16 protein-coding genes and 1 tRNA gene are annotated in these 15,256 nt (G+C 64.4%); 16 read left to right on the forward strand and 1 reads right to left on the reverse strand.

Translation table 11 applies throughout. The features are described from left to right. The first annotated feature begins 25 nt into the window (after nt 1-25). The 8 genes from XM50_RS14765 (at nt 26) to XM50_RS14800 (ending at nt 7,551) form a co-directional block, all read left to right on the forward strand. Nucleotides 26-781 (forward strand): phosphatidate cytidylyltransferase, encoded by a 756-nt coding sequence (locus tag XM50_RS14765; RefSeq protein ID WP_231621991.1) that lies wholly within the window; start codon nt 26-28, stop codon nt 779-781. Continuing rightward, complete coding sequence (locus tag XM50_RS14770; protein WP_046410559.1) at nt 778-1,935, forward strand: 1-deoxy-D-xylulose-5-phosphate reductoisomerase; 1,158 nt, start codon at nt 778-780, stop codon at nt 1,933-1,935. The genes XM50_RS14765 and XM50_RS14770 overlap by 4 nt, the downstream gene beginning before the upstream one ends. Next, the gene (gene rseP, locus XM50_RS14775; protein ID WP_046410561.1) at nt 1,932-3,065 is read left to right on the forward strand and encodes an RIP metalloprotease RseP; all 1,134 of its coding nucleotides are present in this window, start codon (nt 1,932-1,934) and stop codon (nt 3,063-3,065) included. Before XM50_RS14770 ends, rseP begins: the two co-directional genes overlap by 4 nt. A gap of 52 nt (nt 3,066-3,117) precedes the next feature. Continuing rightward, complete coding sequence (gene bamA / locus XM50_RS14780) at nt 3,118-5,847, forward strand: outer membrane protein assembly factor BamA (protein WP_082103107.1); 2,730 nt, start codon at nt 3,118-3,120, stop codon at nt 5,845-5,847. Beyond that, nucleotides 5,847-6,482: an OmpH family outer membrane protein gene (locus tag XM50_RS14785; protein WP_231621992.1), complete on the forward strand. Its 636-nt coding sequence runs from the start codon at nt 5,847-5,849 to the stop codon at nt 6,480-6,482. Before bamA ends, XM50_RS14785 begins: the two co-directional genes overlap by 1 nt. Before the next feature lie 11 nt (nt 6,483-6,493). Then, nucleotides 6,494-6,970: a 3-hydroxyacyl-ACP dehydratase FabZ gene (gene fabZ / locus XM50_RS14790; RefSeq protein ID WP_046410562.1), complete on the forward strand. Its 477-nt coding sequence runs from the start codon at nt 6,494-6,496 to the stop codon at nt 6,968-6,970. Nucleotides 6,971-7,071: 101 nt separating this feature from the next. Further along, the gene (gene rpmE / locus XM50_RS14795) at nt 7,072-7,302 is read left to right on the forward strand and encodes a 50S ribosomal protein L31 (RefSeq protein ID WP_046410564.1); all 231 of its coding nucleotides are present in this window, start codon (nt 7,072-7,074) and stop codon (nt 7,300-7,302) included. Nucleotides 7,303-7,461: 159 nt separating this feature from the next. Next, nucleotides 7,462-7,551: transfer RNA gene (locus tag XM50_RS14800), tRNA-Ser, on the forward strand. 38 nt (nt 7,552-7,589) lie between these two features. On the opposite strand, the gene XM50_RS14805 is transcribed toward XM50_RS14800, so the two are convergent. Then, on the reverse strand, nt 7,590-8,378 hold the full coding sequence (locus tag XM50_RS14805; protein ID WP_046410566.1) for a DUF1206 domain-containing protein: 789 nt from the start codon (nt 8,376-8,378) through the stop codon (nt 7,590-7,592). Between the two features lie 254 nt (nt 8,379-8,632). Between XM50_RS14805 and XM50_RS14810 the strand changes: the two genes are divergently transcribed. The 8 genes from XM50_RS14810 to XM50_RS14840 all read left to right on the forward strand — a co-directional run bounded on the left by XM50_RS14810 (nt 8,633) and on the right by XM50_RS14840 (nt 15,249). After that, a complete protein-coding gene (locus XM50_RS14810) occupies nt 8,633-9,616 on the forward strand; it encodes an SDR family oxidoreductase (protein ID WP_046410567.1) in 984 nt (327 codons plus the stop codon). 9 nt (nt 9,617-9,625) lie between these two features. Beyond that, nucleotides 9,626-9,802: a hypothetical protein gene (locus XM50_RS20170; protein WP_156167270.1), complete on the forward strand. Its 177-nt coding sequence runs from the start codon at nt 9,626-9,628 to the stop codon at nt 9,800-9,802. Nucleotides 9,803-9,850: 48 nt separating this feature from the next. Beyond that, complete coding sequence (locus tag XM50_RS14815) at nt 9,851-10,486, forward strand: glutathione S-transferase (RefSeq protein WP_046410569.1); 636 nt, start codon at nt 9,851-9,853, stop codon at nt 10,484-10,486. A gap of 133 nt (nt 10,487-10,619) precedes the next feature. Next, nucleotides 10,620-11,642: a lytic murein transglycosylase gene (locus tag XM50_RS14820; protein ID WP_046411731.1), complete on the forward strand. Its 1,023-nt coding sequence runs from the start codon at nt 10,620-10,622 to the stop codon at nt 11,640-11,642. Between the two features lie 19 nt (nt 11,643-11,661). Beyond that, nucleotides 11,662-12,483, forward strand: coding sequence for an SPOR domain-containing protein (locus tag XM50_RS19770; protein ID WP_046410570.1), 822 nt, complete (start codon nt 11,662-11,664; stop codon nt 12,481-12,483). A 32-nt stretch (nt 12,484-12,515) separates the two neighbouring features. After that, nucleotides 12,516-13,679, forward strand: coding sequence for a D-alanyl-D-alanine carboxypeptidase family protein (locus tag XM50_RS14830; RefSeq protein ID WP_417158957.1), 1,164 nt, complete (start codon nt 12,516-12,518; stop codon nt 13,677-13,679). After that, complete coding sequence (gene tmk, locus XM50_RS14835; RefSeq protein ID WP_082103112.1) at nt 13,676-14,302, forward strand: dTMP kinase; 627 nt, start codon at nt 13,676-13,678, stop codon at nt 14,300-14,302. The genes XM50_RS14830 and tmk overlap by 4 nt, the downstream gene beginning before the upstream one ends. Next, a complete protein-coding gene (locus XM50_RS14840; RefSeq protein ID WP_046410574.1) occupies nt 14,299-15,249 on the forward strand; it encodes an AAA family ATPase in 951 nt (316 codons plus the stop codon). Before tmk ends, XM50_RS14840 begins: the two co-directional genes overlap by 4 nt. Nucleotides 15,250-15,256 lie beyond the last annotated feature (7 nt).

Raw genomic sequence — 15,256 nt, forward strand, 5'->3', positions numbered from 1 at the left:
AACGCCGTCCAATCTGCGGATGCGGATGATCGCGAGCGTGGTCATGATTGCGGTGGCCAGCATGGCATTGCTGTTCGGCGACATTGCATTTTGGCTGCTGGCGGTGGTCATCTCGTTGTTCATGATGGCGGAGTGGTCGGATCTGCAGAAAGCGACCGCGCGCGAGAAGCGCCTGGCGCAATATAGCCTGTCTGTCCCACTGGCGGTGATGGCGCCTGCCACCCTGGTGTTGGAAGTGCACGACTTCTTCGCCTTGGGGCTTCTGGTCGGGGCGGCGTTCTTCGTCGCCATCGTGACCCGCCGACGGTCGCTGGCGCAGGGGGTGATCTACTGCGGGTTGCCGGTGCTGGCCCTCATCTTTCTGCGACGCCAGGATGAGGGGTTGCTATGGGCATTCTGGGCATTGTCGCTCGTCTGGGCGACGGATATCGGCGCGTTCTTCGCCGGTCGCTCGATCGGCGGACCGAAGCTTGCGCCGAAGCTCTCGCCGAACAAGACATGGGCCGGGCTGATCGGTGGCATTGTCGCGGCGAGCCTGCTGGCCATTGTGCTTCACGTCCAATATGGTCTGCCATGGCGGATGACGCTTGCTACGCCGTTCCTGGCGGTTCTTGCGCAGGGAGGCGATCTATATGAAAGTTGGCTCAAAAGGCGTGCGGGCGTGAAGGATTCCGGAAACATCCTGCCTGGCCACGGCGGGCTGCTGGATCGGCTCGATGGTGTCGTGCCGGTCGCGCCTGTCGCAGCTCTCCTCGTCGTGGCGCCGTACCTTTACCGATGAAGACCGTCACGATCCTGGGCGCCACCGGCTCGATCGGCACATCGACGCTCGACCTGCTCGAACGCTCTCCCGAGATGTTCGAAGTGGTCGCGCTCACCGCCAATTGCGATGTCGAACGGCTGGCCGCCGCGGCTATTCGGACCAATGCCAAGCGTGCGGTCGTCGCGGACGAAAGATGCCTGACGGCCCTCAGCGATGCCTTGTCAGGGACTGGCGTCGAGGCTGCCGGCGGCGCTGCTGCCGTTGAGGAAGCAGCGTCGATGGACGCGGACATCACAGTAGCGGCAATTGTGGGCTGCGCGGGTTTGAAACCTGTCATGGCGGCGGTGGAGCAGGGCCGGACGCTGGCCCTCGCCAACAAGGAAGCGCTGGTCTCGGCCGGTGACGTGATGAACCGCGCCGTTCGACAGAGCGGGGCAACGTTGCTGCCGGTCGACAGCGAGCATAGCGCAATTTTCCAGTGCCTCGATGCACGGATGGCGGAGCGGGTCAGCCGCATCATCCTGACCGCCAGCGGTGGTCCGTTTCGCGATCGCTCGCTCGCGGCGATGCAGGACATCTCACCCGCGCAGGCGGTTGCGCATCCGAACTGGTCGATGGGCGCTAAGATCTCGGTTGATTCCGCAACCATGATGAACAAGGGCCTCGAGCTGATCGAGGCGTTTCACCTGTTTCCGGTGACATCCGAACAGATCGAGATTGTCGTCCACCGGCAGTCGGTGATCCATTCCATGGTGGAATATGTCGATGGGTCGGTGCTGGCCCAACTCGGCACGCCGGACATGCGCACGCCGATCGCCTGTGCGTTGGCGTGGCCGGACCGGATGCCGACACCTGGTGAGCGGCTCGACCTTATCAAGGTCGGGCGGCTCGATTTCGAAGCACCTGACGAGGAACGCTTTCCCGCTCTGCGCCTAGCGCGCGCCGCGCTTAATGAGGGCGGCGGGTCACCGGCCATCCTCAACGCTGCCAATGAAATTGCCGTCGCAGCGTTTCTTGGCGGCCGGATCAGCTACCTCGAAATTGCCGCAATCGTTTCCGATACGCTTGATCGCTTCTCCCCGGCAGCGCCCGACACGCTTGAAGCGGTCCTTGAAGTCGACCGTGAGGCGAGGGTTATTGCGGAGAAGCGTGTGAAGGGACGCGCCGCTTGATCGAATCTCCTGGCCTGCTGCTTACGCTGCTTGCCTTCGTCCTGGTCATTGGCCCGCTCGTGTTTGTGCACGAGATGGGGCACTACCTTGCCGCGCGCTGGTTCGGTGTGAAAGCCGATGCATTCTCTATCGGTTTCGGCCGCGAAATCGCCGGCTGGACCGATCGACGCGGGACGCGATGGAAGTTCGGCTGGATGCCGCTCGGTGGGTACGTCCGCTTCGCCGGGGACATGAACGCGGTGAGCCAGCCTTCCGCCGAATGGCTCGCGCTCCCCGAAGAGGAGCGAAACCAGACGTTCCAGGCAAAGCCGGTATGGCAGCGCGCGATCATCGTAGCAGCTGGGCCAGTCGTGAATTTCCTCTTGGCCATGCTGATCCTTGGCGGTTTTGCCATGGCCTATGGCGACACGCGGACACCGCCGGTTGTCGGCACGGTGCTGGAAAACAGCGCAGCCGCGCGGGCAGGGTTGCAACCCGGTGATCGCATTGTTCGGCTCGGCGATCGTGACATCCACGTCTTCGAGGACATGCTGTCGTACACCCGCATTCATCCGGCAGAGAAGACGACGGTCGCCTTCGAACGGAATGGTCAGGTTCAGACGCTCCCGGTCACGATCGGGGTGGACCAGCAGACCGACCGGTTCGGCAACAACTACCGGATCGGCATGCTCGGGATCGCACGCGGCGACCGCGTCACCGTTCCCGTGAGCTTGTTCGAGGCACCGGTGGTGGCGGTTCGACGCACCGGGGAGATCGTGTCCATGATGGTGGAAACGATCGGCCAGATCATCACCGGTCGGCGATCGGTGAAGGAATTGGGTGGGCCGCTATCGATCGCCAAGGTCTCTGGCGAACAGATCACCCTGGGCGCGGACGCCTTCGTGTTCCTGATCGCCTTGGTGTCCATCAACCTTGGGTTCATCAACCTGCTGCCAGTTCCGATGCTGGATGGCGGACACCTGCTGTTCTATGCCATTGAGGCGGTCCGTCGTAAGCCGGTCGGGCCCGAGGTGCAGGAATGGGCATTTCGCGGAGGGCTGGCGGCAATTCTCGGCCTGATGTTGCTGGTGACCTTCAATGATCTGGGAAATTTCGGACTGTGGCAAAGTCTCGCAAGCTTGATCGGCTAACGATTCGAGGGCAGGGCGCGTGCAGGGGCTTGTTTGGGCTTACCGGGGTGGAATGGTGACTATTTTGAACACTTCGTTTGCTCGACCGCGCGCTGCGGCCATGCTGCTCGGCTGCACGATGCTGACCGGCATTCCGTCGGTCGCGCTTGCGCAAGGTGCGCCCGCTACGGCCCAGCCTGGTGCGGCGGCTCAGCAGCAGGTCGCGCCGGCACCTAGCGCTACGCCGGTGGAGCGGACGATTCGCTCGCTCCGAGTCGAAGGCTCGCAGCGTATCGAGCCCGATACGGCGCTCAGCTACACGAAGCTGCGGATCGGACAGCCGTACACCAACGAGTCGCTCGATCAGGCGATCAAGGATCTGTACGCCAGCGACCTGTTCGCCGATGTGACCGTCGCAGGGGCGGAGACCGGCGACATCGTGCTTCGGGTGCGTGAGAACCCGATCATCAACCGCGTGATCCTTGAGGGCAACAAGCGCCTCAAGGACGACAAGATCACGAAGGAAATCAAGCTTAAGCCGCGGCAGGTCTTCACCCGCAGTGCCGTGCGTCAGGACGTCGCGCGTATTGTCGAGCTTTATCGCCGCCAGGGCCGGTTCGGCGCGAGTGTCGAGCCCAAGATGGTGTCGCTTGATCAGAACCGCGTCGACGTGGTGTTCGAGATCAGCGAAGGGCCCAAGTCCAAGGTTCGTCAGATCAACATCATCGGCAACGAGGTGTTCGACGACGACAAGCTGCGCGAGCAGATGGCAACGAAACAGGCGCGCTTTTTCCGCCTGCTGTCGTCCAACACGACCTATGATCAGGACCGACTGGCTTATGACCAGCAGAAGCTGCGCCAGTTCTATCTGACCGAAGGCTATGCCGACTTCCGCGTCACGAGCGCAGTAGCCGAGCTGACGCCGGACAAGGAAGACTTCATCATCACCTATGTGGTGGAGGAGGGGCCCCGCTATAAATTCGGCGACATCACGGTCGACAGCGACATCCGCGACTTCGACGACAAGGCGCTGGCGAAGACGCTGCCGCTGAAGAAGGGTGATTGGTACAACGCCAAGCTGGTCGAGGACACGGTCGACAGCCTCAGCCAGACCACGGGTCTGTTCGGCTACGCCTTCACCGAGATCAGCCCTGAATTTCAGCGCGATCGCGACTCGCTGACCATGTCGATCAACTTCCACATCGGCGAGGCGAAGCGCACCTACGTCGAGCGAATCGACATCACCGGCAATACGCAGACTCAGGACAAGGTGATCCGCCGCGAGATCCGTCTTGCGGAAGGTGACGCGTTCAACAGCTTCCAGGTGCGGCGTTCGCAGGACCGCATCAACAGCCTGGGATTCTTCCAGGACAAGTTCGAGATCAAGCAGACGCCGGGTTCAGCGCCGGATCGCGTCATCCTGGGCGCCAACGTCGAAGAGCGCGCCACGGGCGAACTGCAGCTCTCCGCGGGCTTCTCCAGCCTCGAGCGCTTCATCCTTCAGTTCAACCTGACGCAGCGCAACTTCCGCGGCAAGGGCCAGGAACTGCGCTTCGGCGTCAACTATTCTAGTTATTCGAAGTCGGTCGAGCTCGGCTTCACCGAGCCTTATCTGTTCGACAAGAACATCGCCGTCGGCGTCGACGTGTTCCGGCGCGACTTCAACGCATTCAACTTCGTCAACAACCGCCGCGAAACCACGTATAGCCAGGTGTCCACCGGCTTCCAGGTTCGTGCCGGCGTGCCGCTGACCGAATATTGGTCGCTCTCGGCACGTTACGGGCTGTCGTATGACGAAGTGACGCTGGATCGTACCGCGTTCTTCCGCGATGGTCAGTGCGATCCGCTGCTCGCGGGTCGCTATCTCTGCGACGCTCTGGGCAATCGTCTGACGTCGTCGGTCGGTTATTCGCTGATCTACGACAGCCTGAACAGCCGCCTGCGGCCGTCGGCGGGGCAGCGCTTTACCTTCAGCCAGGACTTCGCCGGGCTGGGCGGTGACGTGAAGTACCTGCGGACGCGCGCTGACGCGGCGAAATATTGGGGCATCGGCGGCGGGTTCATTCTCTCGGCGCTCGCTGAAGGCGGCTACATTCACGCGCTTGAAAGCAGCCCGCGTCCCGGCGTAGATCCGATCCGGATTACCGACCGCTTCTATCTGGGTGAGCCGCAGTTCCGCGGCTTCGACATCCGCGGCGTCGGCCCGCGCGTGCTGCGCCAGTATTTCACGACCGACGCCAACGGCGCGCAGGTCCTGATCACCGATCGCGACCAGATCATCGACGACGCGCTGGGCGGCAAAGCCTATTATCTTGGCCGCATCGAACTCGAGATCCCGTTGGGTTCGGGCGCGCGCGAGCTGGGCTTGCGTCCGTCCGTTTATGTGCAGGCCGGCAGTCTGTTCAATATCACACGACCGGAACCGACCGCGGTATTCCCGACCACCACGGATGCGAACGGCAACACCGTCGTCTTGCCGCTTCCGCTCAAGGACGCCGCGGGCAACCCGCTCTACTTCTACTCGACGCCGGCCGGCGCGAACGTCTCGACCACCTGCGCCGCCGGTATTCCGGATGGCAGCGGCGGTTGTAACGGCATCATCCCGAACTCGCCGCAGATCGCGTCTCAGCCCTTTGTCGAGACCTTCCTCGGCAATTCCGCAAAGCCGCGTCTGTCGATCGGTTTTGGTGTGAACTGGACGTCGCCGTTCGGTCCGCTTCGCATCGACGTCGCCCGCGCTCTCATCAAGCAGCGCGGCGATGACCCCAAGCTTATCACTTTCAACGTAGGGACTCAGTTCTGATGACCAAGTTCAAGCTCATGCTGATGGCTGCCGCGATCGCAGTCCCCGGTACGTTTGCTGCCGGCGGCGCCGCTGCGCAGGTGTCCGGCATCGCTGTCGCGAACCCGGAACAGGCCGTCGCCAATTCGAAGGCGTGGACTGCGGCTCGCGCACAGATCCAATCGACGTACAAGACTCAGCTGGATCAGGCGAACACGCGCCGCAACGCGATTCAGGCCGAATTGCAGCCGCTCGTGACCGCATATCAGACGGCAGCGCGCGCGCCCGGCGCGACCGAAGCATCGCTGCGTCCGCAGGCGCAGGCGATCCAGACCAAGCAGCAGGCAGCGCAGCAGGAACTCACCCGCCTGACGCAGCCGGCGCAGCGCGCAGAGGCCTATGCCATCGAGCAGATCAGCGCGAAGCTGAACGACGCCGTTCAGGCCGCCGTGCGCGCCCGCAACGTGTCGTTGCTGCTGCGTCCCGAAGCTGCGCTCTTCGCCCAGCCGGCCGCTGACATCACCTCGTCGATCACCGCTGAGCTCGACAAGGCAGTGCCGAGCGTCGGGATCACCCCGCCGGCGAATTGGCATCCGGGCGGCCAGGGCCAGCAGGGCGCCGCACCGGCTCCTGCTGCGCAGACGCAGGGCCGCTGAGCCAGCTCGGGATGACCGACGTGCAGACCAAGGCCGCCATCGGCCCGCTAGATGTGACGCGGGTGATGGCGGCGCTGCCGCATCGCTATCCGATGCTGCTCGTCGACCGGGTCGAAACGCTCGTGCCTGATCAGTCGATCGTCGCCATCAAGGCGGTGACGATCAACGAGGGATTCTTCCAGGGGCATTTCCCCGGTCGGCCGATCATGCCCGGCGTGTTGATCGTCGAGGCGCTCGCACAGGCGGCGGGCGTGCTTGCGGTCGAAAGCCTTGGCCTCGCCGGCACGGGTAAGCTGGTCTATTTCATGTCGATCGACGGCGTGAAGTTCCGGAAGCCGGTCGAACCCGGTGTCTTGCTTCGGCTGGAAGTCAGCTTCGTTCAAAAGCGTGCGCGGGTGTGCAAGTTCGCGGGACGTGCCTTGATCGAAGGCGAGCTGGCGGCCGAGTGTGAGTTCACCGCCATGATCGCGGATCCACCTGCGGCCTGATCGGCAGCGACCATAGCAATGATTGCGTGGGCCGCGCTCCTCTGTTAAGCGCGCCGCTTCCTTTCGGCTGGTCGGTAACCAGCCACGTCGGAGATTGAGTTGTGAAGAAAGATATCCACCCCGATTACCACATGATCAAGGTCCAGATGACGGACGGCACGGTGTACGAAACCCGCTCCACCTGGGGCAAGGAAGGCGACACCATGACGCTCGAAATCGATCCGCTGGCGCATCCGGCATGGACCGGTGGCAAGGGCCAGATGCTCGACACCGGCGGTCAGGTGGCGCGCTTCAACAAGCGCTTCGGTGGCGGACTTACGCTTCGCAAGTAACCTCCACCTGCTGATCGCAGGAGCCGCGACTTTTCGTCTCGGCTGACATATGGGCCGGCACCTTTGATGGGCCGGCCCTTTTATTTTGTGCACAATCGCTTGTCGGAGATGACAACGCAGTGGCGCTTGTCTTGATCGCAGGATAGGAGAGCCGTCCCCGGACGGGTGGCCGAGTGGTTTAAGGCAGCGGTCTTGAAAACCGCCGTAGGTTTACGCTTACCGTGGGTTCGAATCCCACCCCGTCCGCCATCACGTTGCGTCGCCGAGGTCGACGCGCCTGCAGCCCGCTACGACCAGCTTGTCGCGCGGCGGATCGCTTGGTCGACCGGCACGTCGTGCAGCCTGCGATAGCGCGCTTCGACAAGGGTGAATAACCCAAATGCGAGCAGGCCTGCGCTGATGATCACGTCAAAGGGGCTGCTGAGCCATGCGAGGACACGCGCCATGCCGCCGGCCTCGTCTGCCTGGCCTTCCATTCCGGCGCGAACAAGGAAGTAGCCGCTGATCAAGAACACCAAACCACGCGCGGCGTAGCCGGCACGACCGCACCATTGCACCCAGGGACGGCGGGCAATCGATGGGTCAATGTAGCGCAGGAATGATCCCTTTACCGCTTTCATGAGCTGTACTGCGGCGACCGCGAGCAGGATGATGCCGCCCACGATGACGAGTGCCCATCCACCCGGCATCTGCAGGGCAGTCTGTGTGCCTTCCTGCGTACCGTCACCCGACAGCGCCACGCCGCGCATCAGACGGACCGATTGCCAGCTGAAGAAAAGGTGCACGACACCGCTGGCTCCGGCCCCCAGCCGCTCGAAAACGCCTCTACGGTCTGATCCGTGGCGTTCGAGGTCAAAGGCGGCATCGGTCAGCCTCCATATGCCGTAGGCGGCGAGTCCCGCCGCCATCGCGCCCAGCAGGAATTGGCCGCCGCCTTCGCGAAGATATTCCAGCGCGCCGCTCTGGTCTTCTGCCCGCCCGGTACGCAGGACCAGCACCGCGATGACGATGTATAGCAGTCCCCGCGCCGCGAAGCCGATCCGGGTCAGGGTAGTCAGGCGCGCATTGGCGTTCATGTGAAGCTCCTCACGGTGCCAAACAGCAGTGAAGTGTGAACGTTCCTGCGTTGGATCATGGCCCTTCGAAAATGATGCTGGTGCCAAGTTACAGCGCCCTTGCGTCAAAGGTGTTGAGCTTCGTCTGGAGCAGGTGGCAAAGCTGGGGACACCTCTCCTTTGCCGCACCAGCAAAACGCCAAGTATTTGCGGTATCAAGGGAACTACTGTGATCGCGCGAGCGCTGTGGAGGCACGTTTTGCTGGAGCTTCCCCATGCCCGATACCGACCGTCGCTCCTTTGTTGCCGGTGTTGCCGCACTGTCGGCCGCGTCCGCGACGTCGGCAGCAGCGCAGGAGAGCAAGTCGCGGCCAGCTGCGATGACCCCGGCAGCCGCGGCCTATCCCAAGCCGCCGTTCCCGGTTCAGCGGCAACCTTGGCCCGGCCTGGCATCGAAGATGACGCCCCGGCCGGACCACGGCGAGCAGAGCTACAAGGGCTCGGGCAAATTGGCGGGCAAGAAGGCGCTGATCACCGGAGGCGACAGCGGCATCGGTCGTGCGGCCGCGATCGCCTACGCGCGCGAGGGCGCCGACGTGGCGATCAACTATCTGCCGGCCGAGGAGCCGGACGCTCGTGAAGTCGTAGCGCTGATCGCGGCGGAAGGTCGGAAAGCCGTTGCGATCCCTGGCGATTTGCGTGACGAACGGTTTTGCCGCCGCCTGGTCGAACAAGCGGCCGCGCAACTCGGCGGGCTCGATATCCTCGTCAACAATGCCGCCCGACAGCAAACGCGTCCTACGATCGCCGACATATCCAGCCAGGATTTCGACGATACGATGAAGACCAACGTCTACGCGCCATTCTGGCTGACCAAGGCAGCACTGGAGAAGATGGGTCCCGGCGCTGTCATCGTGAATACGTCATCTGAACAGGCGGGCGATCCGTCCAAAGATATTGTTGACTATGCGATGACCCGGGCGGCGGTCCTGAACTTCACCAAGGGAATGGCAAAGCAGCTGGCGTCACGCGGTATCCGCGTCAACGCGGTTGCCCCGGGGCCTTTCTGGACACCGCTCCAGGTGAGCGGCGGCGCCACTCCGGAGAAGCAACGCACCTTTGGCGCGAGCGCGCCGCTCGGCCGACCGGGGCAACCGGCGGAAATCGCGGCACTTTACGTAGCTGCCGCCGATCCAGCACTCAGTTTCTCCACCGGTCAGATATTCGGGGCGAGCGGCGGCAATGGACAGCCGGCCTGAGGCACAGTCATGATTGAGGTGGAGACACTACAGGCGGCTATCGCCCATCTTCAGCGATTTCGTGCCAACCTGTACGATGAGGACGAGGTGGATGTGGAGAGCGGCTTGCGTGCGGCCGATCTGGATATCGTCCTGGCCGCGGCCGAGCGTCAGCTGGAGTCAGATCGGCTCACTGCGGCGGGGTAGCGGCCAGCAGTTACTATCATCCAAGCTTTCTCTATAAGTAAGCCGCTGATGGTCGAGCACATCCTCTACAGCTTTCGACGTTGCCCCTATGCCATGCGTGCGCGGCTTGCGCTGTCGGCCAGCGGCATTCGCTACGAAGTGCGCGAGGTTCGGCTGTCCAAGAAGCCGGAAGAGCTGATTGCGGCTTCGTCCAAGGGAACGGTGCCCGTACTGAAGCGGTCCGATGGCGTGGTGATCGATGAAAGCCTCGCGATCATGCGCTGGGCGTTGGCCGAGAATGATCCGCAAGGGTGGCTTGAGCGGGATGGCCCTGCGCTGATCGACGCGAATGACACGGCCTTCAAACATGATCTCGATCGGTACAAATATCCCGATCGCCACGGGTCTGATCCGACCGCTCACCGCGACAATGGCCTGGGCTTTCTCCGTCAGCTTGAGGCGCGTCTCGCCAGGCACGAGCAGCTTTGCGGGAATGCGCCGGGGTTGGCGGATGCGGCGATCATGCCGTTCGTCCGACAGTTTGCGGCCGTCGACCTAAGTTGGTTCGCTACGCTCCCGCTGTCCAAGGTGAAGGCGTGGCTGGCGCAGCATCTCGCCTCCGAGACGTTCGAGCGGATCATGTTCCGTCTTCCGCCCTGGTCGCCCGGTGACGTGCCGGTCATCGTGAATGGCGCCGGATCGTAGCGATCCAGATGGCACAAGGGCACAGATCCGCGGCGAGGGAAGGGTGCGGTGACTTGTGCCGCAGCAACGACAATTGCCGGTTCCGCCGAACTGGTGGCTGTGCCACACAGAGGTGGTGCACGTTTCCAACTTCATCGTTCGTCTCTCGACCCTGGCAGCTTGTGCAGGCGCGCTTGCCGTAGCGGCACCCGCCGTCGCCCAGGACGAGGCAGGCTTTCAGGCCTATCTGCCGCAGCTTCGGGCGCAGGCGATCCGCGAGGGCGTTCGCCCGGCGACGGTGGACTCCGTCCTTCCCACGCTGACGTACAATGCGCGCGTCGTAGAGCTCGATCGTGGACAGCCGGGAAACCCGCAATCCACCCGCATCCCCCCGTTCGCGCCGTACAAGGCGCGGCATGTCGATGCCGCGCGCATCGGACGCGGGCAGAAGGCCTATGCGGCCAATCGGGCAAAGCTGTCGCGGGTCGAGGCCACCACCGGCGTCCCCGAATCGATCATGGTGGCGATCTGGGGCCACGAGACGAATTACGGTAGTTATACCGGCAACTTCGACCTGCTCCGCAGCCTCGCGACGCTCGCCTATGAAGGGCGCCGGCGGCAGCTGTTCGCGGGCGAGTTCGTCGCGACGCTCAAGATCATGGATCGAGGGATCCCGCGCGAGACGTTGAAGGGAAGCTGGGCAGGGGCCACCGGCAATCCACAGTTCCTGCCCTCCATGTACCTGCGCCTCGCCGTCGACGGGGACGGCGACGGACGGGTCGACATCTGGAACAGCCAGGCCGACACGCTGGCATCGATCGGCAATTACCTGCTGAACGCCGGCTGGCGGGCGGGGCAGCCCTGGGGCTTTGCCGTATCCGTCCCGGCGAGCTTCGATCGCGCCACGCTGACCAACCGCTTGGTGTCCCCGCGGTGTCCGCGCGTATTTGAGCGTCACAGCAACTGGCGCACGATGGCGGAATGGCGCGCGGCCGGAATCATGCCGCAGGGCCGAAGCTGGCCAGCGGACGATGTGCTGGCGACCCTGATGGAGCCTGATGGCCCGGGACAGACGGCCTATCTGCTGACCAGCAACTATCGTGTCATCCTGGACTATAATTGCTCCAATTTCTACGCGCTGTCCGTGGGGCTGCTGGCCGATGCGGTCGAGCGCTAGGACCCTTGCCGGGTCGTTGATGCTCGGGCTGGCGTATCCCGTAACGGCGATGGGCCTGCAGGATACGCCCAGCAACCAGGAAACGGGGGCACCGCGTCCTCCTCTGCCGCCCGAAGCCGGGCAGGTGGAAGGGCCAGTCGGCACCTCAGGCGCAGGACCGGCACGCTACGATCGCGTCGGCTACGCCCGCACGGCCGGGGGAGTGGGCGGCACCGATGCCGCGTCGAAGGCGGGGGCAGGCGTGACGGCACACGCGATATTGGCCCCGGGCAGCGCGGTGGAGATCACGTCGCTGGATACTGGCCGCACCATCGTCACCCGGGTCGCTGAGCGGTCCACCTTGCCGGCAGGTGTCGAGATCATCCTCTCCCCAGAAGCGGCCCGGATGCTCGCGCTGTCGCAAGAAGGGACGTCGGCGGTTCGGGTGCGCGGCGTCACGCCTCAGGGAAGCCTCGCCGGCGGCGGATCAGCAGCGCAGCTGGATGCGCCGCCAGCATTATTGGCGGCGCTCCGGCGGCAATTGCCCGCTGCTCAGGCGCGTCCTGCAACCGTTCCTCCGGTCAGCCGTCCCGAACCCATTGCGGCCCGAGCGCTGCCAGTTGCGGCAGCTGCGCCGCCCCCCTCACCAAATGGTCGGTCCTACGCCGTGCAGGTGGCCGCGCTGAGCAACCAGGCGCGCGCCGAGGCGATCGCCAAGCAGTTGGGCGGTACTGCCCAGCGCGGCGGCGCGCTGTTCCGGATCCGTCTTGGCCCATTTTCGTCGCGCATCGACGCCGAACGGGCGCGTGACGCCGCCGTTCGCCGCGGCTATGGCGATGCTGCCATCATCGTTCAGCCCTGATATCACCGAGTAGAGCGTCCATGACCAAGCTAATGTCCTACCTGGCCGTGCCCGCAATCGCGCTGTCGGTCGCCTATCCCTCCGTGGCCGCTGCGCCGCAGTTCCAGACCGTCGCGCCCGTCGCCTTCATGAAGGATCTGTCGTCGGGCGCCGTGCTCTTCGCCAAGGACGCCGATCGCCGGATGCCACCCGCCTCGATGGCGAAGATGATGACGGCCTATGTCATCTTCGACATGATCAAGCGCGGCGACCTGAAGCTGGATCAGGAGTTCGAGGTTCGCCCGGAAACCTGGCGCAAGTGGCATGGCCCGTCTGCGGGCTCGACCATGTTCCTGTCGCCGGGCGAGAAGGTTTCGGTCGAGAACCTGCTGTACGGCGTGGTGGTCCTGTCGGGCAACGATGCGTGTGTCGTCCTGGCCGAGGGTGTTTCGGGCACCGAGGAAGCGTTCGTCCAGCGGATGAACGAGGCGGCGCAGAAGCTCGGCCTCAGCAATAGCCATTTTGGCAACTCGAACGGCTGGCCTGACAATGGCGTCACCTATGTCACGGCGCGCGACCTCGCGAAGCTAGCAGGTGCGACGATCGAGGAGCATCCCAAGCTCTACAAGCAATTCTATTCGCGGCGTGAATTCACCTGGGGCAAGACGTTGGGCTCGGGGAACGCGATCACGCAGGCCAATCGCGATCCGCTGCTCGGCCGCGTTGCCGGCGCCGATGGCCTGAAGACCGGTCATACCGAGGAAGCGGGCTATGGCTTCACCGGATCGGCGGAACAGAACGGTCGACGTCTGGTGATGGTCCTGGCCGGGCTCAATACCTTTAATCAGCGTGCGAGCGAGTCAGTCCGCTTCATGGATTGGGGCTTCCGCGCCTGGCAGGCAAAACCGGTCGTGAAGCAGGGGCGCAAGGTGGCAGACGCTGCCGTGCAACTGGGCGATTCCTCCACTGTAGGGCTGGTCGCCCCGCGTGACCTGAAGGTTGCGCTTCCGGCGGGTGCGGTGCCGGCGATGAATGCGAAGGTGGTGTATCAGGGCCCGATCAAGGCGCCGATCAAGGCGGGGACGCATGTCGCCGACCTGGTCGTGACCTCGCCCGGATTGCCCGAGCAGGTTCTGCCCTTGGTCGCCGAGACCGATGTCGAGGAAGCCGGCTTCTTCGGTCGCGCCTGGGCCGGGCTCACTGGACTGTTCAGTTGAGCGGGCGCTTCCTCTCGCTTGAGGGCGGAGAGGGGGCGGGGAAGTCGACGCAGGTACGGGCGCTCGCCTCCGCGCTGAAGGCGCGTGGTCTTTCGGTGCTTGTGACGAGGGAACCCGGCGGCAGCGAAGGTGCGGAGGCCATCCGCGCGCTGCTGATGCAGGGCGATGTGGCCCGCTGGAGCGCGCATGCCGAAACCCTGCTGTTCGCCGCTGCCCGCGCCGATCACGTCGAAAAGGTCATCCGCCCTGCTCTGGAAGCGGGGACGTGGGTGATCACCGATCGATTCATCGATTCGACGCGCGCCTATCAGGGCGTCGCCGGGGGCATTGATGACGCCGCGATCCTCGCGCTACACGGCTTCGGGACGCGAGGGCTGTTGCCGGACCGGACCTTCGTGCTCGACGTGCCGGTTGCGGAGGGTGCGCGTCGCGCCGCCATGCGCGACGGCGAGATGGCGGACCGCTTCGCCATGCGCGGGGAGCACTTCCACGCCAATGTGGCACGCGCCTTCCGCAGCTTTGCGTCGCGGGAACCCGGACGGTTCCGCATCGTGGATGCCAACCGGGCGACGGGCGACGTGACCGCCATGCTGCTGGCGGAGCTGAGCGACCTGCTGCCGTGAGCCGGGTGCGCGGCAATGCGGCGGCGCAAGCGCTTTTCCGGTCCGCGATGGATGGCGGAACGCTGCACCACGCCTGGCTGCTCACCGGCCCGCAGGGGGTTGGCAAGTCGACCTTCGCGCGCGAGGCTGCGACCAGCCTGTTGAGCGAAGCCGCACGGGACCTGGGTGGCGCGCGAACCCGTGCCCTCATCGAGGCGGGGTCGCACCCTGATTTCCGCGTGCTGGAGCGGTTGCCAAAGGACGGCAAGCCCGACGCCGAATTAGCGCGCAGCATCACGATTTCTCAGGTGCGCAGCCTCAATCCCCTGTTCGCGACCACGCCATCGTTGAGCTCACGGCGGGTCATCCTGATCGATGCGGTCGACGATCTCGAGCGGTCGGGCGCGAACGCATTGCTGAAAAATTTGGAGGAGCCGCCCGCCGGCACGATCTTCCTGCTGATCAGCCACGCGCCGGGGCGGCTTCTGCCGACGATTCGGTCGCGGTGCCGGCTGCTCCGGTTCGAGCCGCTGGATCGGGAAGACATGGCCGCAGCCCTCGAGGCCCTTCTGCCAGAAGCGACATCGGACGAGCGTGACACCTTGATCCGTGTCGGGATGGGCTCGCCGGGGCGGGCGCTTCGCTTCGCCGGGCTAGGGCTCGAGAAGATCGACGAGGCGCTGCAACGCATCGCGCGAGACGGGGATCGCGACAATGCAGAACGGGTTCGCTTGATGCGCGCGCTTTCGCTGAAGGCCGCGCAGTCACGCTACGAAGCATTCCTTGATCGTGTTCCCACCTTCCTCGCGGAGCAGGCGCCGTATCGTAGCGGTCAGGCGCTGCGTACTGCACTGGACGCCTATGATGATGCCCGGCAGATCGCCTCTAGTGCGCGCGCCTTGTCGCTCGACGCGGGCGGGACGGTGTTTGAACTGGCAGGGGTGGTCGCGCGGCTCGCGCGAGGGTAGAGGCGGG

This window comes from Sphingomonas sp. Ag1, assembly GCF_000980895.1.
In the GTDB taxonomy this organism is placed as follows: Bacteria; Pseudomonadota; Alphaproteobacteria; order Sphingomonadales; family Sphingomonadaceae; genus Sphingomonas; species Sphingomonas panaciterrae.